We start from the raw sequence: 23,050 nt of genomic DNA, 5'->3' as shown, positions 1-23,050 counted from the left end.
ACCGGTGGCGTGCGATCGTGTGCCCGCATTTCTGCCCCACGGCCCGCCGACAGGGGCGGTTCTGCACGCCGTCTTCCTGTCCGCCCGGCCCACGGGAGTAGACCGCCGTGACTGTGCCTCGCCTGCTCAGCCCGCTCGTGCGTACGCGCACCCGGCTGTTGTGCACCATGGGCCTTCTGCTGGCCGCCGTCGTCGCGGCGACGCTGCCGTGGTGGCCCGGATTCGACGGACCCGACTCCCGGCCGGCCACCGCCACCCCGGCCGTTCCGGTGTCCACTCCCCCAGTCGACGAGGCCACCGCGATGGCCGAGGCGCTGCGCACCGGCAAGGAGGTGCTGGTGGAGACCGCCACCACGCCCACCTCGCTGACCTGGGCACTGCCGAGCGGTCGCTGGCGCTCCACGTCCCACGCGGTGCCACAGCGCGCCAAGGACGCCACCGGGCAGTGGGCACCGATCGACACCGCGCTCACCCGTACCAGCACCGCCCCCGACGGCCTCGGTATCCGCCCGGTCAACGCCGCGGTGCCGGTACGGTTCGCCGGCGGCAGCGAACCGAACAGCCCCGGGGCCAGCCCCGAGCCGAGCCCCTCCCGCCACGCGCTGCGGCTGGTCGCCAACACGCGGACCGAACCGGCCGACACGCCGCTGGCCGAAGTGGAGATCGACGGCCACACGGTCACCTACCTGTGGCCCGGTGCGCTGCCCGAGCCGGTGCTCGACGGCCCGCGCGCCCTCTATCCCGAGGTCCGGCCCGGCGTGGACCTGCTCCTGGTCGCCCGCGACGACGGCGGCTTCGGCCAACTGCTGATCGTCAAGACCCGGGCGAGCAGCACGATCGACGCCGTCCGGTCCCTCGTCTACGGCCTTGAGTCCCCGACCGCGACCTTCCGCCACGACCGGGAGACCGGCGGCGTCCGGATCCTCGACTCCGTCGACGGGGCGGAGATCGGCTCGATCCCCACCCCCTTCGCCTGGGACTCCGCCGGTCAGGAACCCGAAGCGCCCCCGGCCGCGCCCCGCACCGCCGTGGCCACCAACGCCGACGTGCTGAACCTCTCCGGTCTCAGCGGCGTCGAGCCGGGCGCCCGCCACGCGCGGATGCCCACCCGCCTCGACGGCGACGGTTCCGGGCAGGTACGCCTGCACCTCGACGCCGCCGCCAGCGGGCTGCTCGACGACGCCGACGCGATCTTCCCGATCTTCCTCGACCCCACCCTGAACACCACCACGCAGGCCTGGGCCACCATCTACAAGCAGCACCCGAGCACCAACACCTGGAACGGCACGAACTTCAACTCCGGCAGCACGGACGCACGGGTCGGTCACGAGCGGAACACGCCGCTGACGGCTCGTTCCTTCTGGCGGATGGGCTTCAAGAGCACCCTGAAGGGCCCGGACATCGAGACCGCCACCTTCCGGGTGCTCAACGTCCACTCCTGGAACTGCACGCGCCGCCAGATGGAGCTGTGGCACACGGCGGCGATCTCGTCCGGCACCACGTGGAAGAAGCAGCCGACCTGGCGCTCGGTGCAGGACAAGCAGTCCTTCGCCTACGGCTACGACGGCAGCTGCGACAACGACTACGCCCGCTTCGACGTGGCGGCCGCCGCCCGGTCGGCCGCCGACAGCAGCGACTCCACCCTCACCCTGGGCATGCAGGCGACCAGCGAGTCCGACACGCTGACCTGGCGCCGCTTCCGGGTCAGCACCGCCCAACTGACGGTCGAGTACAACTCGCCGCCCAAGGAGCCGACCGGCGGCAGGAGCACCCCCGGCGGCAACTGTGTGCCCGGCCCCGGCAGCGGAGTCACGGTCGCGAGGACCAACCTGGAGCTGTACGCGAAGGCCACCGACCCCGACAACAACCTCAAGGCGCTGCGGTTCCGCTTCTGGAAGACCGGCTCGACGGTGCCCGCCGGCACCCTGGTCACCGCCACCAGCAGCGGTGAGGCACGGCTGACCATCCCGTCCAGCAGCCTGGAGGACAAGGCCACCTACTCCTGGGACGTCCAGGCCGAGGACCAGGTGGGCGCCACGTCGACGTACTTCCCGCCCGGCAGCGAACCCTGCCGGCTGAACGTCGACGCGTCCGCGCCGCCCGCCCCGACGGTGACCAGTGACGTCTGGCTGGAGGGTAGCCACGACGGCGACACCTGGGCGACGGTGAAGTTCGGCGGGACCGGCCCGATCACCTTCACCGCCACCGGCGCGGTCCGGTTCACCTATGCCTTCGAGTCCATCGGCAGCACGTCCGTGAACGCCACCAACGGCACCGTCACCGTGCCCGACCTCAGACCACGGCACGCCGGGCCCACCACCCTGCAGGTGTACGCCTACGACGCCGTCGGCAACCGCAGCGTCCGCACCGACTACACCTTCTTCGTGCCACCACGGGACGAGGCCGACGGGCCCGCCGACATCACCGGTGACGGGCGACCCGACCTGCTCGTCATCAACGCCGACGGAAACCTGCGCACCTTCGTCGGCGACGAGGGCGGTGAGCTGTACGACCACCTCGCCGCCTCCTACAACGACAAGGGCGAGCAGAACCCGCCCGGGCACTGGTACAACCCCGCCACCGGTCAGGCCGCACTGATCACCAAGCACTCCGACGCGTACCCGGGAGACGGGCTCACCGACCTGTTCGCCCGTACCCCCGACGGCGGGTTCTGGCTCTACCCCGGTGACGGATACGGCAGCTTCAACGTGGACAAGCGGCTGCGGATCCTGCTGCCGGCCACCGCGCCGGCCCCGTCCACCTGGACCCAGATCAAGGCGCTCGGCGACATCACCGGTGACGGCAAACCCGACCTGGCGCTGCGCTCCGGGACCCAGTTCTGGGTGCTCTCCGGCTACACCGGGGCGAGCTTCCAGGAGGCGACGCTGATGGAGGGCACCGCCTGGGCCCGTCGGGAGATCCTCAACATCACCGACTTCGACCGGGACGGCACACCGGACCTGCTCTGGCGCAACCTGGACGCCGGCACGCTCTATGTCCGCCACGGACGGCCCGGGTCGGGCCCGAACAGCGTCAACCTGGACTCGCTCAAGCAGGCGGCCAACTCCCGCGACGGCGACGTGCGGATCGGCACGGGCTGGACCGAGACGACGTACAACGCGGTCGTCGGCATCCCCGACGTCAGCGGCGACGGGATCCCGGACCTCTGGGTGCGGGCCGGTGTGGACGGGAAGATCCAACTGCATCGACCGTCCCTCACCAACATCGACGCGTCGGTGCAGGTCGTCCTCTCCGGGAACTACAACACCATGTTCCGGGTCCTCGGCTGACCTGTCACACCCGCGGAGCCCGGAGCCCGGGCCGGGAAGCAGCCTCGCCTCGGCGAAGGGCTTCGCGGGACAGGAAGTCGGCACGTCGGATCACGTCCGGCAGGCGGTAGCGCGGGCTCAACGTCAGCGTCAACTCGGTCACCCGGTCCAGGTCGGTGCGGTGACCCACGGAGACGAAGACCGGCTTGACGTCGGTCTGCGTACGCAGGGCGTGGCCGAGCACGTCGTCGCCGTCGGAGAGCACCGACCGGTCGCCCCGACGCGACCCGGGTGCGGCGTACGTGCCGACGAACGGGGTCTTGGCCACGCCGAAGGTGGGCAGGCCGGTCACCACGCCCAGGTGGCAGGCCAGCCCGAACCGCCGTGGATGGGCGATGCCGTACCCGTCGCAGACCACGGTGTCGGGGCGGCGGCTGAGCCTGCCCAGCGTGGTGAGCAGGATCGGGACCTCGCGGAAGGCCAGCAGCCCGGGGACGTACGGGAACGTCACCTCGCCGGGTACGACGACGGTCTCCACCTCGACGCCGGTGGTCAGGTCGACGAGCACGGCGGCGGCGGTGACCCGGGTGGAGGTCTTGTCGTAGGAGACGTCGACACCGGCCACCAGCCTCGGCGGGGTCACCGGGCCGCCGGTCAGGTCCAGGTGCTGCCGCAGCTCCTGCTGGTCGGCCTCGGCCACGGCCACGGCCACGGTACGCGCCTCGACGTAGGTCAGAGCCGGGTCGGAGGGCAGAGCCGGTTCCGAGGGCATGTCAGGCGGGCCGGTGCGGGGAGAGGATCGCCATGATCCTCGATCGTAACGGCGGCCGGTGACCGCGCAACGTGATCGCCCCGACCGGCGCTGGCGGCACCGGCCGGGGCGATCGTCGGTCAGGTCACTGCCACAGGGCGTTGGCGACCTGCGGGAAGAGGCCCTCGGGGTGGGCCCGGAACAGCGGTTCGGTGCCGAACAGGGTCACGTTCGCGCCCTTGGCCACGCCGCTGACCACCACCGCGTGACCGGCGGCGGCCTCCTGTCCACCCCAGTGTCCGGCGAGGAAGAAGCCCTCGGCGGCCAGGCGCTGGTCGACGCGGACGCCGTCGCCGACCCGGGTGAAGTACTGCGGCGCGTCGACGAACGCGGTCGGCAGCGCGTTACCGGTGATCGGCGAGGCCGGATCGTTGCGCACCGCGACGATGCCGTTGGCGTCGCTGCGGCCCGCCGCGATCGTCACGTCGAGCAGCCCGGCGCGGTCGTTGAACAGCTTGCCGCTGCTGCCTCGGCCCACCACGGTCCCGCCGTCGCCCAGCCACCGGGTGAACTCCAAACCGCGGGTGGCGTCCAGGCTGAGCGGGTTGAACGAGGTGGTGGAGACGAACAGCGCATCGAAGTCGGCGAAGGAGAGCGCCCCGCTGTTGAAAGCGGTGTGCGTCACCGAGATGGGCGCGAAGCCCATCTGCCGCAAGGCGTGGATCTCACCGGCGTTGGCCGCGACACCGAGCCGGACCCGGGACACCGGCGTGGCGGTACGCGCCTGCGGCGGCGTGATCTTCGTGAACTCGACGCCGTACGCCTCGGCGATCGGACCGACCACGGCGGCACCGGCCGACACCACGAACGTCCCGTCGGGGGTCCGTCCCAGCGTCACGCCGTCGTCGAGGAGCCGGTTGACCGCCTGGATGCCGGCGACCGAGTCGACGACCAGCCCGTACTGGGTGCGGTTGCCGGGTGCGACGGAACCCGTGGCACGGGCCTCGGTCACCGGACGCAGCACCTTGTCGTCGAGCGTGACGTTCCGCGTCACCCGTTGCACGGTCGCGCCCCAGAGGTGACCGTGGCTCCAGGCCGAGATGTCGTACATCGCGTTGAAGTCCTGGGTCACGTCCCGCCCGACGTCGAGCAGCGCGCTGACCAGGCCACGCTTGGCCTGACGCATGTCGACGACGTACGCGCCGGCCTCGTGGCGCGTGCCGTCGAGCGTGAACGGACGCCAGGCGCGGTGCACGACGACGTCGTTGTCGAGCATGAACTGCACCAGCCGGGCCGCCGCGGTCTCACTGCGCTGACCGGTACCGGCCGGGATGACGTACGCGCGGGGGAAGCTCTGCGGGTGCGTCTTGGCGTTGTCCCCCCGGGCCAGCGAGAGGGCGAGCGGGTCGTCGATGGGGCGGGTCGGCTCCCCGGCGGCACCCCGCCGGAACCATTCGAGCTGGGTGTCCAGCAGCGCCGCCCGGTTCTCGGTGGCGTACCGGAGGTTCCCCTCGATCGACGCCCGCGCCACGGCGGTGTTGATCCGGGTGCGCTCGTGCCGCTCCGCCTCGGTCAGGTTGCCGCGCGGGTTGAGCGGCACCTCGATGGTGTGCCCGATGGTGCCGTGGTACATCGAGTACATCGGCGTGAAGATCGGCGGCCAGTCGTCCCAGCCCTGTGCCCGGTCCCGGAACGGGATGTCGGCACGCCGACCGCCGCTGCCGTCCGCGCACGAGGCGCGGGTCTCGCCGGTGGCGAGGACGGCCTGCTCCATGGCCAGCGCGTTGCGCAGCGCGTGCTTGATGTAGAGGTCGTACTCGTAGTTGTCGCCGTGCGGGCCGGTGGTCGGCTCGATCAGCGTGCACGAGACGTACCCGTGGATGTCCACCATGGTGAGCGGGCTGTAGCGGACGAGTTGCGCGCGCACGGCGCGGACCTCGGGCTGCGACGCCGTGATGAAGTCGCGGTTCATGTCGAAGCCGTTGGCGTTGGCCCGGGTCGCCGCGACCCGGCCGTCCGGGTTGCTGGTGACCACGAAGGCGATCACGTGGCGGTCGAGCATCCCGACGACCTCGGGGTCGGTGGAGAAGGCCAACTCCTGGAGGACCTGGAGGCTGGCGTCGGTGCCCTCCCACTCGTTGCCGTGGATGTTGTTGTTGACGAACAGCGGGGTCCGCCAGGTGTCGTAGCCGCCGGCCGCCATCGTGGCCCGCGCCGCGGCCGGGTCACTGAACCGCAGGTCGGAGAGCTTCTGCCAGGACGTCCAGGCGGTGTCGGACATCGGCGAGGTGGCCACCACCAGGTGCAGGTCACGGCCGAGCACGGACTGCCCGATGACCTCCACACTGATCCGGTCGCTGCGCTGCAGGCCGCGCAGCGCGGCCGGGATGTCGTGGTACGGGATGAGGTTGAGCGGGATGGACGCGTCGGTCAGCTCCACCGGCACGTCCTGGATCACGTCGTTCCGTGGTTTGCCGGGCAGCTTCGCCGACGGGGCCGGCTGGGCGGGTTGCCGGCCGGGGGCGTCGGCGGAGCGTCCCCGCTGCTGCGGCGACCCGACGGTGAACGGCAGGTCGGTGTCGGACTGACCGCGGGGCGACTGGACCGCCGCACCCGTGGGGTCAGGGGCGGCCGGCGCCGCCACGGCGGCGGGGGCCGGTCCGAAGAGGAGCACTGCGGCGAGCAGTGCCATGAGTGGTCGTCGAACAGCCACGCAGATACCTCGTCTCGAGGGAGGTGGGGTGCCGGGAGTCGTGATCGCCGGCACCGTGATGATTGGCTGTTCTACCAGCGGCGACAGTGCTACGTCGATAGCTCGCGGCGGGTCAGCGCGAACGTCTCCACCTCGGTACCGCCGTACCAGTCGGTGCGCCGGCCCAGGTGGGTCATGTCCAGCCGGCGGCAGACCGCCGTGGACCGCTCGTTGCCCGGCAGCACCACGGCGTACACCCGCTCGGTGCCGGTGGCGAACTCGCGGGCCAGCACCGCCCGCGCCGCCTCGGTGGCATAGCCGTGCCCCCAGGAGTCGGGGTGCAGGTGCCAGCCCACCTCGATGTCGTCGGTCGGCGTCATGCCATCGGCCCCGGGCAACGGCTTGAGCAGTACGCTGCCGGCCACCACCCCGGTCCGGCGGACCTCGATCGCCCAGAGGCCGTACCGGCCGGCGTACGGGGCGTACCGCTCCCGCCAGGCGGCCAGCCGGGGGGCCGCCTGGTCGGGCTCGGTCAGCCGGCCCGCTCCCCCGCCCAGCCAGCGCATCACGTCCTCTCGGGAGTAGAGGTCGTAGAGCCGGCCCAGGTCCTCCGGCGTGTCCTGCCACTCGCGCAGCAGCAGCCGCTCGGTCACGTCCACGGTCATGGCCGCCGATCGTAACGACGCCGGCCACCGCGCGTTGGGTGTGCTGCCGGTGACACCAGGCGTGGGCGGAGTCGCGAGGGGGAAGAGAAGCGGGATGGGCGGTGCGTGGCGACGAACCAGACGGATCACCCGGGCCGCCTTCCGCCCGGTACGCGGACGAGACCTGTCTCTGCACGCCGCCGCGATCACCTTCTACGGGGGCATCGCGGTGGTGCCGGTGGCGCTGCTGGCGATCTGGCTCACCGCGCTGCTCGCCGGCGGCGACCGGGTGCGCCGGCTCACCGCGTACGCCGTGGAGACCCTGCCGGACGCCATCGGCGCGCCCCACGCGGTGGCCGCCCTGGTCGACGCCGGGGTGGGTCTGACGCCCTGGCTGGCGCTGGCCGCGCTGCTGCCCGCGTCGCTCTACGGCGAGGGGTTGCGCCGGGCGTTCGTCTCGGTGGCCGCGCCCCGCTCCGACGAGCACCTGGTCGGCTGGCGGGGTCGGGTGCTGCTGCTGCCGCTGCTCGCGCCGGCCCCGGCCCTGCTGCTGTCGATCCTGCTGGCGTTGCCCACCACCACCGAGCTGGTCCGGCGGGGCGGCTGGGCCGGCGTGCTCGGCGTGGTGCTGTCCTTCCTGGCGGTGTGGCTGGTGCTCACTCCGGTGTTGATGTGGGTCTTCCGGGTGGTCGGCCCGGCGTCACCGGACTGGCTCTCCACGCTGGCGGTCGGGTCGTTCACCGCCGCCAACCTCTCCGGCTTCCTGCACGGTTTCGTGCTGTTCGCCTCGCTCCCGCTCGACCTGGGACTTCCCTTCGGCGGTCTGGTCGAGGTCGGTGCGGCCGTGGCCGTGCTGCTCTGGCTCTATCTCTTCCACGTGATCGTGCTGGCCGGCTACTCCGCCACCCTGGCGCTGGCCGACTGGCGTAGCCGCCGCGCCGCCCGCGCCGACGACGGATCGCCGGCCTGACCATGATCAACTCGGTCCCGGAGCAGGTGCCGACGGGTTAGGGTGCGGGGATGAGGGGTGAGGTTCCAGGGCGCGCGGACGTGGTCATCGTCGGATCCGGACACAACGGGCTGGTCTCCGCCATCCTGCTGTCCCGAGCCGGCCTGGACGTGCTGGTGCTGGAGGCCGCCGACGTGATCGGCGGTGCCACCCGCACCGAGAACCCCTTCCCCAAGGTGCCCGGGCTGCGCCACTCCACCGGCTCGTACCTGCTCGGCCTGATGCCCCCGGAACTGCTGGCGGCGCTCGACGTCCGCATTCCGGTACGACGCCGGGACCCGCATTACTTCCTGCCCACCCCCGGCGGCCCCGGATCGCCGTACCTCCTCTTCGGCACCGACGCCACGGCCACCCGGGCCCAACTCGCCGAGTTCTTCTCCCCCGCCGACGTGGCTGCCGACGACGCGTTGCAGGCCGAGCTGGCCGCCCTGCGCACGGACCTCGCCCCCGCCTGGCTGGCCGAGCCGCTGCCCGTCGAGGAGACCGCCGACCGCTACGTGCGGCCCGAACTGCGGCAGGTCTTCGTCGACCTGGTACGCGGCTCGGTCGCCGACTACCTCGCCCGCTTCGAGTTCCAGTCCGAGCTGCTGGTCAGCATGTACGCGGTCACCGACGGCCTGTCCGGGCTCAACGCCGGCCCGGACGACCCCGGCACCGGGCACAACTTCCTGGTGCACAACATGTGCCGGCTGCCCGGCTCGGACGGCACCTGGATGATCGCCGAAGGCGGGATGGGCACCGTGTCGCGTACCTTCGCCGACGCGGCACGCGCCTCCGGTGCCCGGATCGTCACCGGCACCCCGGTCACCGCGATCACGCTCGACGGCGGGGCCGCCTCCGGTGTCGTCCTCGCCGACGGACGGCAGATCGACGCCGAGGTGGTGCTGGGCGCCTGCGACCCGTACCGGCTGATGGCGCTGCTGCCCGACGGCGCGTTGCCGGCCGAACTCGGCGAGCGGATGACGGCGGTCCGGCGCACCGGCACCACGCTCAAGCTCAACCTGGCGCTTCGCGACCTGCCCCGCTTCTCCTGCCTGCCGCCGGACGCGCCCAGCCCGTTCGGGTCCACCATCCACCTGCTGCCCGGGTCGGCGTCACTGGCCGGTGGCGGCGGCGAGTCGCCGATGGCGGCGCTGCGCGCCATGTGGGCCGACGTGCAGGCCGGGCGGCTGCCGCAGGAGCCGACCATCGAGTGGTATCTGCACACCACCGTCGACCCGTCGCTGGCCGACCCGGAGGGGCACCACTCGTCGGCGTTGTTCGTCCAGTCCGTGCCGTACGAGCTGGCCGGCACCACCTGGGACGCGGCGCTGCCCGGATACGTCGCCCGGCTGGTGGAAATCTGCGAACGGTACGCCCCCGGCACCGGTGACCTGATCGCCGATGCGGTGCCGCTGCCGCCGCCCGGCATCGAGGCGCACTTCGGCATCACCGGCGGGCACATCCACCACGTCGACAACACCGTCTCGTTCACCGACCGGATGCCGTACGCCACCGGTGTCGACGGGGTGTACGCGGGCAGCGCGGGCTGCCATCCTGCGGGCAGCGTGATCGGCGCCGCCGGACACAACGCCGCCCAACGCATCCTCGCCGACCTGGGCCGCTGAGCGCGATGCGGTTGTAAGGAAGGGTGCGGGTGTGCGGTGTAAGGAAGGGCCCCCTATTAACGCCTGGTGTATAGGAGGGGTCCCCTCCTAACACATGTACACCTGCACACCCGCACACCCGCACGGCTCAGTCGGCCGGGCGCAGGGCGCGGTAGGCCGCCCACGGGACGGTGGGACGCGGCCAGCCTCGCCGGTCCAGGTAGCGACGGGTCGCGGCCCGGGTGGTACGCACCGTGCGCAGCGAATCCGTCATCCGGGCCTTGTGCCGGGCCGCCGGCTCGACCAGCTTCTGCGGACGCAGCGTCCAGCCGTCGGCGCTGCGGACCAGCTCACCGCGCACGTTGGCGTTGTGCAGGTTCCACAACTGCGCGTCGTGCCGGTGGACCAGCAGGGTCGCCGCGCCCTCGACCGGGTCCACCCCGTCCGGCACCACCACCCGGTAGCCGTCCGCGCCGGCAGTCGCGGTGGTCCGCACCAACAGCGGTGCGCCCGCGCCGTCCCGGGCCGCCAGCACCACACTCGGGTACGCCGCCAGCACCTCCGCACCGATCAGCGACCCGTCCTCCACCGACGCCTCGCCCGCTTCCCTGGTGGCCGGTAGCGGACGGGTGGTCACCTCGGTCGGGGTGACGGTGATCAGCAGCCGCATGAAGTAGAAGTCGGTGAACATGGTCGCCGGCCAGTCGAGGTACTTGCGGCAGTTCGGCTGACGCTGGAACATCCGGGTCCAGAAGTCGGCCAGGTCACCGGTCGGATCGGTGTGCACCTCGTCGGGGCAGTGCGCCGTGCCGCGTACCAGGATCTGCTCCGGCTGGGTCAGCCCACTGGCCGTCGGGTCGGAGAAGAGCAGCGCCACCCGGCCGTCGCGGCGAACGTTGAACGCCTTGTGCGGGTAACCCAACGAGGTGGTGAGCATGATCGTGCCGTCCGGGCGGAGCAGCCCGGACGTCGGCCAGGCGACCGGTGTGCCGTCCTTGGTGAGCGTTGCCAGCTCGCAGGTGCGGTACGCGGAGATCGTTGAGCCGAGCGCGGATTCGGGCACGATGACGCCAGGGGACGATTGCATGCCCGGAATCGTAGTCAGCGTCGCAATTCGACGGTTACGGCACCCATCGCACCTCGGCCGACGGCCTGAGACGTTAGAAGGGGTCCCCTGCTATACGCGAGGCGTTAGCAGGGGACCCCTCCTTACATCAGTCAGCTCGCGGGCTGCGGGCTCTCCGGAGCCTCCTCGCCGACCCGGTGGGCGCGGACCTTGTGCCCGACGCTGGTCAGACAGCGGCCGCTGGGCAGGTCGAAACGCCACCCGTGCAGTTGGCAGGTGAGCTGGTCGCCCTCGACGATGCCGAACCGGCTCAGGTCCGCCTTCAGGTGCGGGCAGCGCCGCTGCACCACCCAGTCGCCCAGGGTGATGTCCTCGGCGTCCACCGCCCGCTCGTGCTCGTCGTACCAACCCTCGGCGTACTGGAGGCGCTCGGTGGAGAGGCACTTGAAGAAGGCGTACACGAACTCGTTGTACTGGCCGATCCGGGCGGCCGAGAAGCGGCAGGAGAGGAAGAGCGAGTTGACCCAGTCCACCTCACCGATGTGCAGCAGGTGCTCGACCAGCGCCCGCTCGGTGCGGAACCGGTAGCGCACCTTCTCGTCCGCGTACGGCCGGACCTGCTTGCCGGGGAAGTCGACCACGATCGACTCGATGCTCTCGCCGTCGTAGCCCACCAGGTCGAAGCGGACCGGGCCGCCGACACCCTTGGCGAGATAGATCGACTCGTCCAGCAACGGCTCGATCCGCCGCTTCAACTCCTTGAGCACGTCCACCTCGGGGTGCCGCCAGGACGCCTTCTCCGCCTCGATCACCGGCCGCTTGCGCTCGCGCATCTCCTCCAGGTGAGCGACCTTGTTCGCGAAGAACTCCTCGATCGGCACCGGGTGGGTGGTGGTCGCCCCCTCGGTGGTCACCTCGGCGACGCTGCCGGGCAGCAGCACGATGCCGTTGGTGCCACCGACCTTGGCGTACTCGCTCAGGAAGACCGACTGGTCGGGGAAGATGTTCCCCTCGTCACCGAAGATGTCGTTGAACTGCCACAGCTCGTCGTCGAGGAAGCACGGCGGGCCGGCGATCGGGAAGACGTGGTCGGCCTTGAGGTCGTCGATGTAGCGCCAGGTGCGGTCGAACTGCCGGTCCCGCTTCTGCTTGCCGAACGCGGTCTTCGCCGACTGCGGCAGCTCGTACACCATCGGGTACCAGATCGCGCCGGAGAACTGGAGCAGGTGCGCGTGCACGTGACCCAGCTCGGCGAAGGTGGTCAGGTCGGTGGGGCGCGCGTCGTTCTGGTTCAGCAGCCGGACACCGTCGTACTCCACCCAGAGCGAGGAGTCACCGATCGGGCCGTCGGTCGGGCTGGTCAGCGCCTGGATCATGATCTTCAGGCCACCGTCCAGCTCGTACACCTCCTCGTTGCGGGTCTTCAGGAACTTCGTGAAGCCCAGCGCCCGGAACTCGTCCTCCATCTCGGAGGTGGGGAACTCCGGCAGCAGCACGGTGGCCTTCTTCGACACGTACCGCTTGAGGTGGGCCGCGTCGAAGTGGTCCCGGTGCAGGTGCGAGACGTACAGGTAGTCGACGTCGCCGAGGGTCTCCCAGTCGAGCAACGAGTTGTCCGGGAACGGGAACCAGGAGGCGAAGTAGGCCGGGTTGACCCACGGGTCGCACAGGATGCTGCCCGCAGCCGTGTCGATCCGCATGCTGGCGTGCCCGGTACCGGTCACTCGCACCGCAGTTCCCCCTCAAAAAAGACAATCAAGGTGTACGTCAGAACGCTACCGGAGGCAGTCTGGTCTGCGCCCCGCGACGCCGCCATAGTCGCCCGCCCCACCCGGCCGGGCCGAAGGTCCCGAGGTCGGCGCAGCAGGTGTCGGCCCCGCGTATCCGCCCCACCGCAGGTCCCCTCCCGGGTGGCGTGCCAGACTAACCGGAGATCCGAACGCGAGGAAGGACCGACAGTGGCGGGAAGCGAGCCGGTAACGTCGCCAGACCAGCACAAGCCCGGGCACCGCAAGGCCGGGCGGATCGGCGCGGTCCTCACCGCGTTCGCGATGCTGGCCATGCTCTGCGGCAACCACGAGGGCAGGGTCGAGGACCTCTGGCTGGTCGGGGTCGCCGCGCTCCTGCTGCTCATCGTGATCGGCGACACGGTGCTGCGGCGCAACGGCCTGCGCTCCTGAGCCGAGCGGACGACACGACGTACGACGAGGGCCCGTCCCGGAAGGGGCGGGCCCTCGTCGCGCCGCCGGGCGGGGCGGCTCTCGTCGTGGTGGCTCAGCGGCCGAAGAGGATGTCCTGCACGTTCTTCAGCGCGGCGTCGACCTCGGCCTCGAAGTAGCCGCCCTGCACCAGCCCGAACCGGAGCGTGTCCAGGTCCTTCGGGTTGACCGGCATCGGGTTCCGGCCGGCCATCCCACCGAGCAGGGTGTCGAAGAACCGGTCCACCTGGTCGGGGTCGTACCCGCTGCCGAAGCGACGCACCTGGAAGCTGCGCCGGATCTCGTCCACCCGGTAGAGGTCGCTGCCGGGCGGCCCGGCCATCGGCGGGCCGGCCATGGCCGGCGGGCCACCCAGCGAGGGGACGCCCATCGACGGACCGCCGATCGCCTGTTGCGGCAGCCCGGGCGGGCTCCCCTGCGGGCCGCGCCGCTGCTCACGGTCCGGCATCCGGATCTCCGCGGTCATGTCGGTCCGGCCGTGGCGTCCCGCCTCGAAGCCGTCGAACCGCTGCTCGTCCGGCGGACCGTAGCCGCCCCGACCCTCCGGCGGACCGTACCCGCCCGGACCGTCCGGCGGACCGTAGTCCGGCGAGCCGTACCCACCGGGGCCGTCCTGCGGACCGTAGCCGCCCCGACCCTCCGGCGGGCCGTACCCGCCCGGGCCGTCCTGCGAGCCGTAGCCACCCCGGCCCTCCGGCGGGCCGTACCCGCCCGGGCCGTCCTGCGGGCCGTAGCCGCCGGGGCCGGCGGGCAGGCCGCGCGGCGGGGGGCCGCCGTGGCCCATCTGTGCGCCGGGCGGCCCCATCTGGCCACCGGGCCCCATCGGACCGCCACCGCGCGGTCCGTCGTACCCGCCGCGCGGGGAGTCGTACCCGCCGGCGAAGGCTCCCGTCGGTTCGTCGTAGCGGCCGTAGGGTCCGGCCTGTGCCGGCATCGACCGGGGCGGCATCGGCGGCTGCGGCACCGGGGCCATGCCCCGCTCGTCGCGCACCGGCGGACCCATGCGGTCCGGGGGTCCCATCCGGTCCGGCGGGCCCATGCGATCGGGCGGACCCATGCGATCGGGCGGGCCCATCCGGTCCGGGGGCGCCATCCGGTCCGACGAGCCCATCCCGGAGTCGCTGCCCCGGACGCCACCCGTTCCGCCGCGCTCCTCCACCTCGGCCAGCTGCCGCTCGACCCGGTCGAGGTGCAGGTCGACCTGCCACTCGTCGTAGCCGTTGAAGCGGACCCGGAAGACGACGTCGTGGACCTCCTGCGAGAGCACCGGGGCGCCGACGGGCTGACCCGCGAGAGTCGCCTCGACCCGGTCCAGGAAAGCGTCCACCTCGTCAACCTTGTAGCCCCGGCGGAGCGCCTTACGCCGGAAACGCTGACCCTGACTCGCCACTATGTCTCCTGGTCTCGTTCGCCACGCCCGGTCACGCTGACATCTCCCCGGCCGGGTCGGTGCCCCTGTCCTCCGCGGCGGCCAGCTGCCCACACGCCCCGTCGATCTCGCGACCTCGGGTGTCCCGCACCGTGGTGGACACCCCGGCGTCGCGCAACCGCCGGACGAACTCCCGCTCGACCGGCTTCGGGCTGGCGTCCCAGCGGCTGCCCGGAGTCGGGTTGAGCGGAATCAGGTTCACGTGGGCCAGCTTGCCGGCCAGCAGCCGCCCGAGCAGATCCGCTCGCCACGGCTGGTCGTTCACGTCCTTGATCATCGCGTATTCGATCGACACGCGACGCCCTGTCCGGGCCGCGTAGGCCCAGGCCGCCGCCAGCACCTCGGACACCTTCCAGCGCTGGTTGACCGGCACGAGTTCGTCGCGCAGCTCATCATCGGGCGCGTGCAGCGACAACGCAAGAGTCACCGACAGGTCTTCGCTGGCCAGCCGGTTGATGGCGGGCACCAGGCCGACCGTGGAGACGGTGATGTGCCGCTGCGACAGACCCAGACCCTCGGGGGCCGGCGTGACCAGCCGACGGATCGCCGCGACCACCCGGTTGTAGTTCGCCAGCGGCTCCCCCATGCCCATGAAGACCACGTGCGAGAGCCTCGGCGGTGACCCGGCGACCGCGCCGGAGGCGGCCACCCCGGCCAGGTAGACCGCCTGGTCGACGATCTCGGCGGTCGACAGGTTGCGGGTCAGCCCGGCCTGGCCGGTGGCGCAGAACGGGCAGGCCATGCCACATCCGGCCTGGCTGGAGATGCAGACGGTGACCCGGTCCGGGTACCCCATCAGCACGCTCTCCACCATCGAACCGTCGTGCAGCCGCCAGAGCGCCTTCCGGGTGGCCCCGTCGTCGCAGGCCAGCTCGCGAACCGGGTTGAGCAGCCGGGGCAGCAGTCGGTCGGCCAGCCGGTCACGGGACGCCGCCGGCAGGTCGGTCATCAGCGCCGGGTCACGCACCAGGCGACCGAAGTAGTGGGTGGAGATCTGGCGGGCTCGGAAAGCCGGCTCGCCCAGCTCCGTCACCAACTCCTTGCGACCGTTCAGGTCGAGGTCGGCGAGGTGTTGCGGTGGCATCGCCGCCCGACGCGCGCCGGGCGCGTCCGGGTCGACCGGGATCAGGGGCAGACTCGTCATGGCCCGTCCAGTCTGGCACGCCCGCCGAGGAACGCACCGGTCCGGAGGCGGCGCATCCCCTCCGACCTCCTGCGCGACCCGGGCACGCCGGCGTGGTCCATGCCTCAGTTCACCGCCGGCACGAAGACCACCAGCAGCAGGTACGCGGTCGGCACCGCGAACAGGACCGAGTCGAGCCGGTCCATCAGACCGCCGTGCCCGGGCAGCAGGTTGCTCATGTCCTTCACGCCCAGATCCCGCTTGATCATGGACTCGGCGAGGTCACCGATGACCGCCGCCGCCGAGATCGCCATCCCGAACACGGCACCCCACCAGGGGGCCACGTCGAACAGCAGCCAGAGCAGCACGGCGCTGCCCAGCGCTGCGGCGCCCAGCGAGCCGACCAGACCCTCCCAGGACTTCTTCGGGCTGATCGTCGGCGCCATCGGGTGCTTGCCGAAGTTGGCGCCGGCCGCGTACCCGCCGGTGTCGGAGAGCACCACCGCGACCAGGGTCACCAGCACCCGCAGCGGGCCGTCACCGGGCGAGGAGGCGAGCAGTGCGGCGAAGCCGCCGAGGAAGGGCACGTACACCGCGATGAGGGTGGCCGCGGTCATGTCCCGCCGGAGACCGGCGACGCCGTCACCGAGCCGCCAGACCAGGGTGCCCGCGAGGGTGACCAGCAGGCCGAGCAGGAGCGCGTCCAGGCCGGCGAACCAGCCCAGGGTGACGGTGAGCACGCCACCGGAGATCAGCGGGACCAGCGGGACCCGGGCGCCGCCACGGCGTACCGCCCGGGACATCTCCCAGATGCCCACGCCGTAGGCCGCCGCGATCAGCAACAGGAACGCCGGGGTGTACAGGAACAGCGGCAGCAGGACGGCGGCGCCGAGGCAGGCCCCGACGGCGATGGCGGCCGGCAGGTTCCGGCCGGCGCGGCTCGGCGTCGGCTGGTTCGCCGGACGACCGGCGCCGGCCCGCCGTCGCCCACGGTGGCGTCGGGCCTGGGCCGGGTCGGCGTCGGGCTCGGGGGCGTCGTCCGCCGGCACCGGAGCGAACTGCGTGGTCGGCGCGTCGTCGTGGTCCCGGCCGTCGTCGGGGCGTACCGGTGCGAACTGCGCCGTCGGCGCGTCCTCGTGCTCCAGGTCGCGGCGTCCGTTGCCCTCGGTGCGTCGCGGAGCAGCGTCGGGGGCGTCACGCGGCTGGTCCCGGTCGTCGTACGGACCGGCCGAGTCGTCGTACCGCCCGGGGCCGTCACGGTCGTCGAACGGGTCGGGTCGGGAGCCGAAGCCGGTCCCGGCCGGGTCGCCCCGGTCCTCGACGGGCCGGGCGTACGGGTTGTCGGCCGGCGGGCGCGGGCGGGTACGCGGCTCGGCGGAGAGCTCAGCGCCGGGGCGCGGGCCGCGCGACCACGGGCCCGGTTCGAGATCCGGGTCGGGCCAGGGCAGCGAGGTCGGCCGATCCGGGCGGTCCCAGCCGCGGGCCTCGGCGCCACCGTAGGGGTCGAGGTGGGACATCACGCACCGGACGACAGCGGTACGAGATCAACCACTTGACGCACAGCCACTACCATCCCCTACCCGCGCGAGGCGCTCCGTCTGATTCGCCGGCCGGTAAGCCGGTTGATCTCCACCGTTCACCCCCGGGTCGCCGGGAATCGTGCCGAGCCTACTGCACCCGGAGGCTCCGCAGGACGCACCAGTACCCACCGCCCGCCTCGTCGATCATGAGCTTGCCGTACCGGCCGGAGAGCCGGAGGACGACAACGTCATGATCGACGAGCCGGGCGGACGTGGCGAGGGTGGCTGCGGATCAGACCTCCAGCAGCTCGGCTTCCTTGTGCTTGACCAACTCGTCGACGTGCGCCACGTAGCGCTGGGTCACGTCGTCCAGTTCCTTCTCCGCGCGACGGCCGTCGTCCTCGCCGACCTCGCCGTCCTTGACGAGCCGGTCCAGCTCTTCCTTGCCCTTGCGACGGATGTTGCGGATGGCGATCTTCGCCTCCTCGCCCTTGTTCCGGGCGACCTTGATCATGTCGCGGCGGCGCTCCTCGGTCATCTGCGGGAGCAGGATGCGCAGCTGGTTACCCTCGTTGTTCGGGTTCACCCCGAGGTCCGAGTCGCGGATCGCCTTCTCCATGGCGTTGATCTGCGAGTTGTCGTACGGCTTGATGATGGCCATGCGCGGCTCGGGGACGCCCACGGACGCCATCTGGGTCAGCGGCGTGGGGCTGCCGTAGTAGTCAATGATGATCTTGGAGAACATGGCCGGAGTGGCGCGACCGGTGCGGATGGCACCGAACTCCTCCTTGGCGTGCTCGACCGCACGCTCCATCTTCTCCTCGGCCTCGAGGAGGGTGTCGTCGATCACCGCTCTCCTCGCCTCCTTCTTGTGCTCGTCGTGGGCTTGTCGGGTCACCGGGACGGACCGCCGAGGTCACCGTCGACGGTCAGCTCAGGTGGTGATCAGCGTGCCGATCTTCTCGCCGCCCACCGCGCGGACGATGGTGTCGTCACCCTGCGCGCCGAAGACCAGCATCGGTAGTCCGTTCTCCATGCAGAGGCTGAAGGCGGCCGCGTCGGCGACCCGCAGGTTGCGGCGCAGCACCTCGGAGAAGGTGATCGAGTCGAACTTGCTGGCGGTCGGGTCGATCCGGGGGTCGGCGCTGTAGACGCCGTCCACACCGTTCTTGCTCATCAGCACCACGTCCGCGTGGATCTCCAGCGCACGCTGGGCGGCCGTCGTGTCGGTGGAGAAGTACGGCATACCCGCGCCGGCGCCGAAGATGACCACTCGGCCCTTCTCCAGGTGCCGGATCGCCCGCAACGGGATGTACGGCTCCGCCACCTGGGCCATCGTGATCGCGCTCTGCACGCGGGTCTCGATGCCCTCCTTCTCCAGGAAGTCCTGCAGGGCGAGGCAGTTCATCACGGTGCCGAGCATGCCCATGTAGTCGGCCCGGGCCCGGTCCATGCCGCGCTTCTGCAACTCCGCGCCGCGGAAGAAGTTGCCGCCGCCGACCACCACCGAGACCTGCACACCGCGGCGGACCACGGTGGCGATCTGCCGGGCGATGGCCTGGACCACGTCCGGGTCCACGCCGATCTCGCCGCCGCCGAACACCTCGCCGGAGAGCTTCAGCACCACCCGGCGGGCCCGGCCGGGCGGTGGTGCCGTCGGGTCGTCCACCGCCAGCGTCGGGTCACTCACAACCTGCGTCATCCGCCCGTCCTTCCCCCACTGCCGCGCCCGGGTGCGCACATCTGCCGTTGCCGACCTTATGGGACGAGGAGACCGCGGTGTGTGTCGCGTACACCGGCGGCCTCCTCGTCGTGTCGTTGCCCAGCACGGGCGCGTACGCCCGGCCGAAGGTCAGGACTGGCCGACCTCGAACCGCACGAAGCGGGTGATCTCGATGCCGGCCTCGGCCAGCACCTGCTTCACCGACTTCTTGTTGTCGGTGACCGACGACTGCTCCAGCAGCACGAAGTCCTTGAAGAAGGAGTTGACCCGGCCCTCGACGATCTTCGGCAGAGCGGCCTCGGGCTTGTTCTCCTCGCGGGCGGTCTGCTCGGCGATCCGCCGCTCGGACTCGACGATCTCCGCCGGCACCTCGTCCCGGGTGAGGTACTTCGGACGCATCGCGGCGATCTGCATGGCCGCGCCACGGGCGTCGGCGTCGCCGGCCTCGTCGGCCTTGCCGGCGTACTGCACCAGCACGCCCACCGCCGGGGGCAGGTCCTGGGCCTTGCGGTGCAGGTAGACCGCGACCGTGCCGTCCAGCTTGGCGAAGCGGTTCAGCACCAGCTTCTCGCCGATCTTGGCGGACTGCTCCTGGACCACGTCGGCGACCGGACGGCCGTCGATCTCGCTGGCCAGCAGTTCCTCGGCGTTGCTCGCGCCCGAGCGCTCACCGTGCTCGACCAACTGCTGGGCGAGCGCGATGAAGGCGTCGTTCTTGGCGACGAAGTCGGTCTCGCAGTTGAGCTCCAGCAGCGCCTGACCGGAGTGGGCGACGAGGCCGTTCGCGGCCGTCCGACCGGCCCGCTTGCCGACGTCCTTGGCGCCCTTGACGCGCAGGATCTCGACGGCCTTGTCGAAGTCGCCCTCGGCCTCGGTCAGGGCCTTCTTGCTGTCCATCATGCCGGCGCCGGTCAGGTCGCGGAGCTTCTTGACGTCCGCCGCGGTGATCTGGGACATGGCTCTCTCTTCGGTGTTGGGACTGCGGGTGAAATGGACTGAGGTGACGATTACCCGGTTCCGAGAGGTTCGTGCCCGGTCTGTCCGCCGCCGGCCACCGCCGTCAGGGACGGACGGTGGCCGGCGGCGGTGCGGTCACTGACCGGCGACGGCGGCCGGCTGCTCGGCGGGCTGCTGCGGCTCGTCGGCCTGCTGCGGCTCGGCAGCTGCCTGCGGCTCGGCGGGCTGCTGCGGCTCGGCAGCCGCCTGCGGCTCGTCGGCCTTCTTCGGCTCCTCGAGCAGCTCGCGCTCCCACTCGGCCAGCGGCTCGTCGGTGGCCACGCCGGCCTCCGGCTTCTCGTCGCCGCCCCGGCGACGGCCGGAGCGGGCGATCAGACCGTCGGCGACGGCGGCGGCGACGACCCTGGTCAGCAGCTCGGCCGAGCGGATCGCGTCGTCGTTGCCCGGGATCGGGAAGTCGACCTCGTCCGGGTCGCAGTTGGTGTCGAGCACGGCGATCACCGGGATGCCCAGCTTGCGGGCCTCGTCGACGGCGATGTGCTCCTTCTTGGTGTCGACCACCCAGACCGCGGCCGGAAGCTTCTGCATGTCCCGCAGACCACCCAGGGTGCGGGACAGCTTGATCTTCTCGCGGGAGAGCTGCAGGGTCTCCTTCTTGGTGTAACCGGCGGCGGTGCCGCTGAGGTCACCGAGGGCCTCCAGCTCCTTCATCCGCTGCAGCCGCTTGTACACCGTCTGGAAGTTGGTCAGCATGCCACCGAGCCAGCGGTGGTTGACGTACGGCTGACCGACCCGCGTCGCCTGCTCGGAGATCGCCTCCTGGGCCTGCTTCTTGGTGCCGACGAAGAGGATGCTGCCACCCTCCGCCACCGTGTTGCGCACGAACTCGTACGCCTTCTCGATGTAGTCGAGAGTCTGGCGGAGGTCGATGATGTAGATGCCGTTACGCTCGGTGAAGATGAAGCGCTTCATCTTCGGGTTCCAGCGCCGGGTCTGGTGCCCGAAGTGAACACCACTCTCCAGCAGCTGACGCATGGTCACGACGGCCATGGTTGATTACTCCTTGCGGTCCCTGGTTGTGCCGCCCGACCGGCGGTCGGGCGTCCTGGCGCCCGGTCGCCGGCCATGACGGGCCCGACAGGGTCGGGACCAGGGAGGCCGTCGCCCCACGACGATTCGTGGAGAGGGCACGCGAGGTCGACCGCGCGAGGCGGTCGCCAGTCGCCCAGTGTACGCGCCCTCCCCACCCCGCCACGCCCGGGTGTAAGGAAGGGCCCCCTACTAACGCCTGCGGTATAGGAAGGGTCCCCTCCTAACCCCCCGCGAGACGCCGCCGGTGGTTCAGCCGGCGGCCAGCGCGGCGATGAGGAAGAGCGCCAGGCCGACGGTCAGGTACGCGGTGGGCGGCCGCAGCCAGCCTCGTGCCCCGTCGGTGAGCGAGAAGCCGGTGGTCCGCAGCCCGTACAGGCCGGCCACGAAGATCGGCAGGCCGATCATCAGGAGCATGCCGGTCAGCACGTCGGCGGCGGAGATGGGATCCGCGGTGACGCCGTGCAGCAGCACCAGCAGCGCGGGCACCTCTAAGATCGCGACCAGCACGGCGAACAGCACCGCGAGCACCGGACGACGCGACCGGTAGACACCGTCACCCGCCGGCAGCCCCGGCTGCGTCGCCAGCGCCTGGTAGCCGGCGGTCGCGGCGTCGACCGGGTACGCGGACCCCGCGCCACCGGCCGGGACCCCGGTGCTCGTACCGCTGGCGGGGAACCCGGTGCCCGTACCGCCGGGCGGTGAGCCGGCACCCGTACCGACGGTCTGGTGTGCGGCCGTCGGTACGGCCAGCGGCTCGGCGTCACCGCCGATCGGGTAGGGGTGCTCGGTGTTCGGCAGGTCCGTTCGAGGTGCCACCGGCGGCATCGAGCCGGTCGGCATCTCCAACGGGTTCGGTGTCTCCGTCGACCGCTTGGCCTCGACGATCGGGTACCCGCCCAGCGGGGCCGGTCGGGTCGGATCGGTCACCGGCAGCGCGCCGCCGGAGGTCGGTGCCGCCTCCCGGGCGGCCCGGCGACCGGGACGATCGGTGGGCAGTTCACCGGAGATCTCCGGATCGATGGCAGCGTCCGGCCGCCGGAAGCGCGACGCCCGGTAGCGCTCGGTCTCGGCCGGGGCGTCGCCGAGCGGATCAGGGGTGCCGAAGCGCCGTGGCGAGCCGTACCGGTCGTCGTCGTCCGCCCGCTGCTCGGGAGCGGTCAGGGGATCCTCCTCGCGGTACCGCGCCTCCGAGGTACTGCGCCAATCCGGGTCGCCGTAGCCACGGTCGCGTTCACCCGGGTACCAGCGCGACTCCTGGTCATCGGCAAAGCTGCGTCTTCCGTCCACGTCGGCACCGTATGCGACGGGCAGGGCGTTCGCCATTCCCGTCCCGCGCCTGGCCAGAGACCCTGCCCCCTTTCGACCAGGTACGCAGAGTAACGGCCGTATTCGTGGATTAGCACACGCCTAGCACACGAAAGGCATGATCGTCTGTTCGTCCACAGCCCCTGCGGTTGTCCACAGATCGCGGCGGCGGGGTCGCCCCGGCACCACGTACGGGCGCAGGGTGCCGGCATGACCAAGCGGAACCAGGCGGTCGGCGGCTACGGGGAACGGTGCGCCGTCCGACACCTGATCGAGACGGGCCTGCGGCCGGTGGAGCGGAACTGGCGCTGTCCCTCCGGAGAGATCGACATCATCGCCTGGGACGGGCCGGTGCTCGCCTTCTGCGAGGTGAAGACGCGTCGCACCACCCGCTTCGGCAGTCCCGCCGAGGCCGTGGTGGCGCGGAAGGCGCGCCGCCTGCGCCGGCTCGCCGCCACGTGGCTCGCGAGCACCGGCACCACTGCCGACGAGATCCGCTTCGACGTCCTCTCGGTCCTGCTGCCCGCAGCCGGCCGGGCCCGGGTCGAACACCTCAAGGGTGCCTTCTGATGCCCCGCGACTCCGAACGAAGCGCGCCGCCACCGACCGGCGGTGGGACACACCCGCCGAGCGGCGGTCGAGCACGCCCGTCGACCGGCATCGAG

General features: G+C 71.6%; 18 protein-coding genes. 5 read left to right on the top strand and 13 right to left on the bottom strand.

Annotation, left to right across the window (positions count from 1 at the left end; genetic code table 11):
* Window positions 1-107: 107 nt before the first annotated feature.
* Entirely contained in the window at window positions 108-3,290 is a 3,183-nt protein-coding gene (locus tag ACWDVW_RS12530) for an FG-GAP repeat domain-containing protein (RefSeq protein WP_449947427.1), read from the top strand.
* A 4-nt stretch (window positions 3,291-3,294) separates the two neighbouring features.
* Here the strand turns inward: ACWDVW_RS12530 and ACWDVW_RS12525 are convergent, their stop codons facing one another.
* From ACWDVW_RS12525 to ACWDVW_RS12515, 3 genes are all read right to left on the bottom strand, one after another.
* Window positions 3,295-4,041: an endonuclease V gene (locus tag ACWDVW_RS12525; protein WP_449947424.1), complete on the bottom strand. Its 747-nt coding sequence runs from the start codon at window positions 4,039-4,041 to the stop codon at window positions 3,295-3,297.
* A 124-nt stretch (window positions 4,042-4,165) separates the two neighbouring features.
* A complete protein-coding gene (locus ACWDVW_RS12520) occupies window positions 4,166-6,733 on the bottom strand; it encodes a M14 family metallopeptidase (RefSeq protein WP_449947421.1) in 2,568 nt (855 codons plus the stop codon).
* A gap of 89 nt (window positions 6,734-6,822) precedes the next feature.
* A complete protein-coding gene (locus tag ACWDVW_RS12515; protein ID WP_449947418.1) occupies window positions 6,823-7,377 on the bottom strand; it encodes a GNAT family N-acetyltransferase in 555 nt (184 codons plus the stop codon).
* A 94-nt stretch (window positions 7,378-7,471) separates the two neighbouring features.
* Between ACWDVW_RS12515 and ACWDVW_RS12510 the strand changes: the two genes are divergently transcribed.
* Window positions 7,472-8,326 carry a YhjD/YihY/BrkB family envelope integrity protein gene (locus tag ACWDVW_RS12510; RefSeq protein ID WP_449947415.1) on the top strand — a complete coding sequence of 285 codons (855 nt, stop codon included), beginning with the start codon at window positions 7,472-7,474 and terminating at the stop codon, window positions 8,324-8,326.
* A 50-nt stretch (window positions 8,327-8,376) separates the two neighbouring features.
* On the top strand, window positions 8,377-9,972 hold the full coding sequence (locus tag ACWDVW_RS12505; RefSeq protein WP_449947412.1) for a phytoene desaturase family protein: 1,596 nt from the start codon (window positions 8,377-8,379) through the stop codon (window positions 9,970-9,972).
* 127 nt (window positions 9,973-10,099) lie between these two features.
* On the opposite strand, the gene ACWDVW_RS12500 is transcribed toward ACWDVW_RS12505, so the two are convergent.
* A complete protein-coding gene (locus ACWDVW_RS12500; RefSeq protein WP_449947409.1) occupies window positions 10,100-11,038 on the bottom strand; it encodes a pyridoxamine 5'-phosphate oxidase family protein in 939 nt (312 codons plus the stop codon).
* 131 nt (window positions 11,039-11,169) lie between these two features.
* Window positions 11,170-12,747: a Rieske 2Fe-2S domain-containing protein gene (locus ACWDVW_RS12495; protein WP_449947406.1), complete on the bottom strand. Its 1,578-nt coding sequence runs from the start codon at window positions 12,745-12,747 to the stop codon at window positions 11,170-11,172.
* A 228-nt stretch (window positions 12,748-12,975) separates the two neighbouring features.
* Here ACWDVW_RS12495 and ACWDVW_RS12490 point away from each other — a divergent pair, with 228 nt between their 5' ends.
* Window positions 12,976-13,197, top strand: a complete 222-nt coding sequence (locus ACWDVW_RS12490) for a DUF2631 domain-containing protein (RefSeq protein ID WP_396752420.1) — start codon at window positions 12,976-12,978, stop codon at window positions 13,195-13,197.
* Window positions 13,198-13,291: 94 nt separating this feature from the next.
* Here the strand turns inward: ACWDVW_RS12490 and ACWDVW_RS12485 are convergent, their stop codons facing one another.
* The 8 genes from ACWDVW_RS12485 to ACWDVW_RS12450 all read right to left on the bottom strand — a co-directional run bounded on the left by ACWDVW_RS12485 (window position 13,292) and on the right by ACWDVW_RS12450 (window position 22,367).
* Window positions 13,292-14,626, bottom strand: a complete 1,335-nt coding sequence (locus tag ACWDVW_RS12485) for a DivIVA domain-containing protein (RefSeq protein WP_449947402.1) — start codon at window positions 14,624-14,626, stop codon at window positions 13,292-13,294.
* Between the two features lie 31 nt (window positions 14,627-14,657).
* Window positions 14,658-15,809, bottom strand: coding sequence for a 23S rRNA (adenine(2503)-C(2))-methyltransferase RlmN (gene rlmN / locus ACWDVW_RS12480; protein WP_350693695.1), 1,152 nt, complete (start codon window positions 15,807-15,809; stop codon window positions 14,658-14,660).
* Between the two features lie 104 nt (window positions 15,810-15,913).
* Window positions 15,914-17,305 carry a phosphatidate cytidylyltransferase gene (locus tag ACWDVW_RS12475; protein ID WP_449947399.1) on the bottom strand — a complete coding sequence of 464 codons (1,392 nt, stop codon included), beginning with the start codon at window positions 17,303-17,305 and terminating at the stop codon, window positions 15,914-15,916.
* 295 nt (window positions 17,306-17,600) lie between these two features.
* The gene (gene frr / locus ACWDVW_RS12470; protein ID WP_131057263.1) at window positions 17,601-18,158 is read right to left on the bottom strand and encodes a ribosome recycling factor; all 558 of its coding nucleotides are present in this window, start codon (window positions 18,156-18,158) and stop codon (window positions 17,601-17,603) included.
* An 84-nt stretch (window positions 18,159-18,242) separates the two neighbouring features.
* Window positions 18,243-19,010: a UMP kinase gene (gene pyrH, locus ACWDVW_RS12465; protein ID WP_449947396.1), complete on the bottom strand. Its 768-nt coding sequence runs from the start codon at window positions 19,008-19,010 to the stop codon at window positions 18,243-18,245.
* Window positions 19,011-19,160: 150 nt separating this feature from the next.
* The gene (gene tsf, locus ACWDVW_RS12460) at window positions 19,161-19,988 is read right to left on the bottom strand and encodes a translation elongation factor Ts (protein ID WP_350693691.1); all 828 of its coding nucleotides are present in this window, start codon (window positions 19,986-19,988) and stop codon (window positions 19,161-19,163) included.
* 135 nt (window positions 19,989-20,123) lie between these two features.
* Window positions 20,124-21,038, bottom strand: coding sequence for a 30S ribosomal protein S2 (gene rpsB / locus ACWDVW_RS12455; protein ID WP_449947392.1), 915 nt, complete (start codon window positions 21,036-21,038; stop codon window positions 20,124-20,126).
* A gap of 291 nt (window positions 21,039-21,329) precedes the next feature.
* Window positions 21,330-22,367: a hypothetical protein gene (locus ACWDVW_RS12450; protein ID WP_449947391.1), complete on the bottom strand. Its 1,038-nt coding sequence runs from the start codon at window positions 22,365-22,367 to the stop codon at window positions 21,330-21,332.
* Window positions 22,368-22,595: 228 nt separating this feature from the next.
* Here ACWDVW_RS12450 and ACWDVW_RS12445 point away from each other — a divergent pair, with 228 nt between their 5' ends.
* The gene (locus tag ACWDVW_RS12445; protein WP_449947389.1) at window positions 22,596-22,955 is read left to right on the top strand and encodes a YraN family protein; all 360 of its coding nucleotides are present in this window, start codon (window positions 22,596-22,598) and stop codon (window positions 22,953-22,955) included.
* Window positions 22,956-23,050 lie beyond the last annotated feature (95 nt).

The organism is Micromonospora sp. NPDC003241, from assembly GCF_053589795.1.
Note: the sequence above shows the minus strand (reverse complement) of the source record. Positions and strands in the feature narration are given on the sequence as shown.

Bases quoted from the DNA above. Each gene is read 5' to 3' on its own strand.
- rpsB (WP_449947392.1), bottom strand. From the start codon at position 21,038: ATGGCCGTCGTGACCATGCGTCAGCTGCTGGAGAGTGGTGTTCACTTC.
- ACWDVW_RS12500 (WP_449947409.1), bottom strand. From the start codon at position 11,038: ATGCAATCGTCCCCTGGCGTCATCGTGCCCGAATCCGCGCTCGGCTCA.
- ACWDVW_RS12505 (WP_449947412.1), top strand. From the start codon at position 8,377: ATGAGGGGTGAGGTTCCAGGGCGCGCGGACGTGGTCATCGTCGGATCC.
- ACWDVW_RS12475 (WP_449947399.1), bottom strand. From the start codon at position 17,305: ATGTCCCACCTCGACCCCTACGGTGGCGCCGAGGCCCGCGGCTGGGAC.
- ACWDVW_RS12510 (WP_449947415.1), top strand. From the start codon at position 7,472: ATGGGCGGTGCGTGGCGACGAACCAGACGGATCACCCGGGCCGCCTTC.
- ACWDVW_RS12515 (WP_449947418.1), bottom strand. From the start codon at position 7,377: ATGACCGTGGACGTGACCGAGCGGCTGCTGCTGCGCGAGTGGCAGGAC.
- ACWDVW_RS12525 (WP_449947424.1), bottom strand. From the start codon at position 4,041: ATGCCCTCGGAACCGGCTCTGCCCTCCGACCCGGCTCTGACCTACGTC.
- pyrH (WP_449947396.1), bottom strand. From the start codon at position 19,010: ATGACGCAGGTTGTGAGTGACCCGACGCTGGCGGTGGACGACCCGACG.
- rlmN (WP_350693695.1), bottom strand. From the start codon at position 15,809: ATGACGAGTCTGCCCCTGATCCCGGTCGACCCGGACGCGCCCGGCGCG.
- tsf (WP_350693691.1), bottom strand. From the start codon at position 19,988: ATGTCCCAGATCACCGCGGCGGACGTCAAGAAGCTCCGCGACCTGACC.
- ACWDVW_RS12445 (WP_449947389.1), top strand. From the start codon at position 22,596: ATGACCAAGCGGAACCAGGCGGTCGGCGGCTACGGGGAACGGTGCGCC.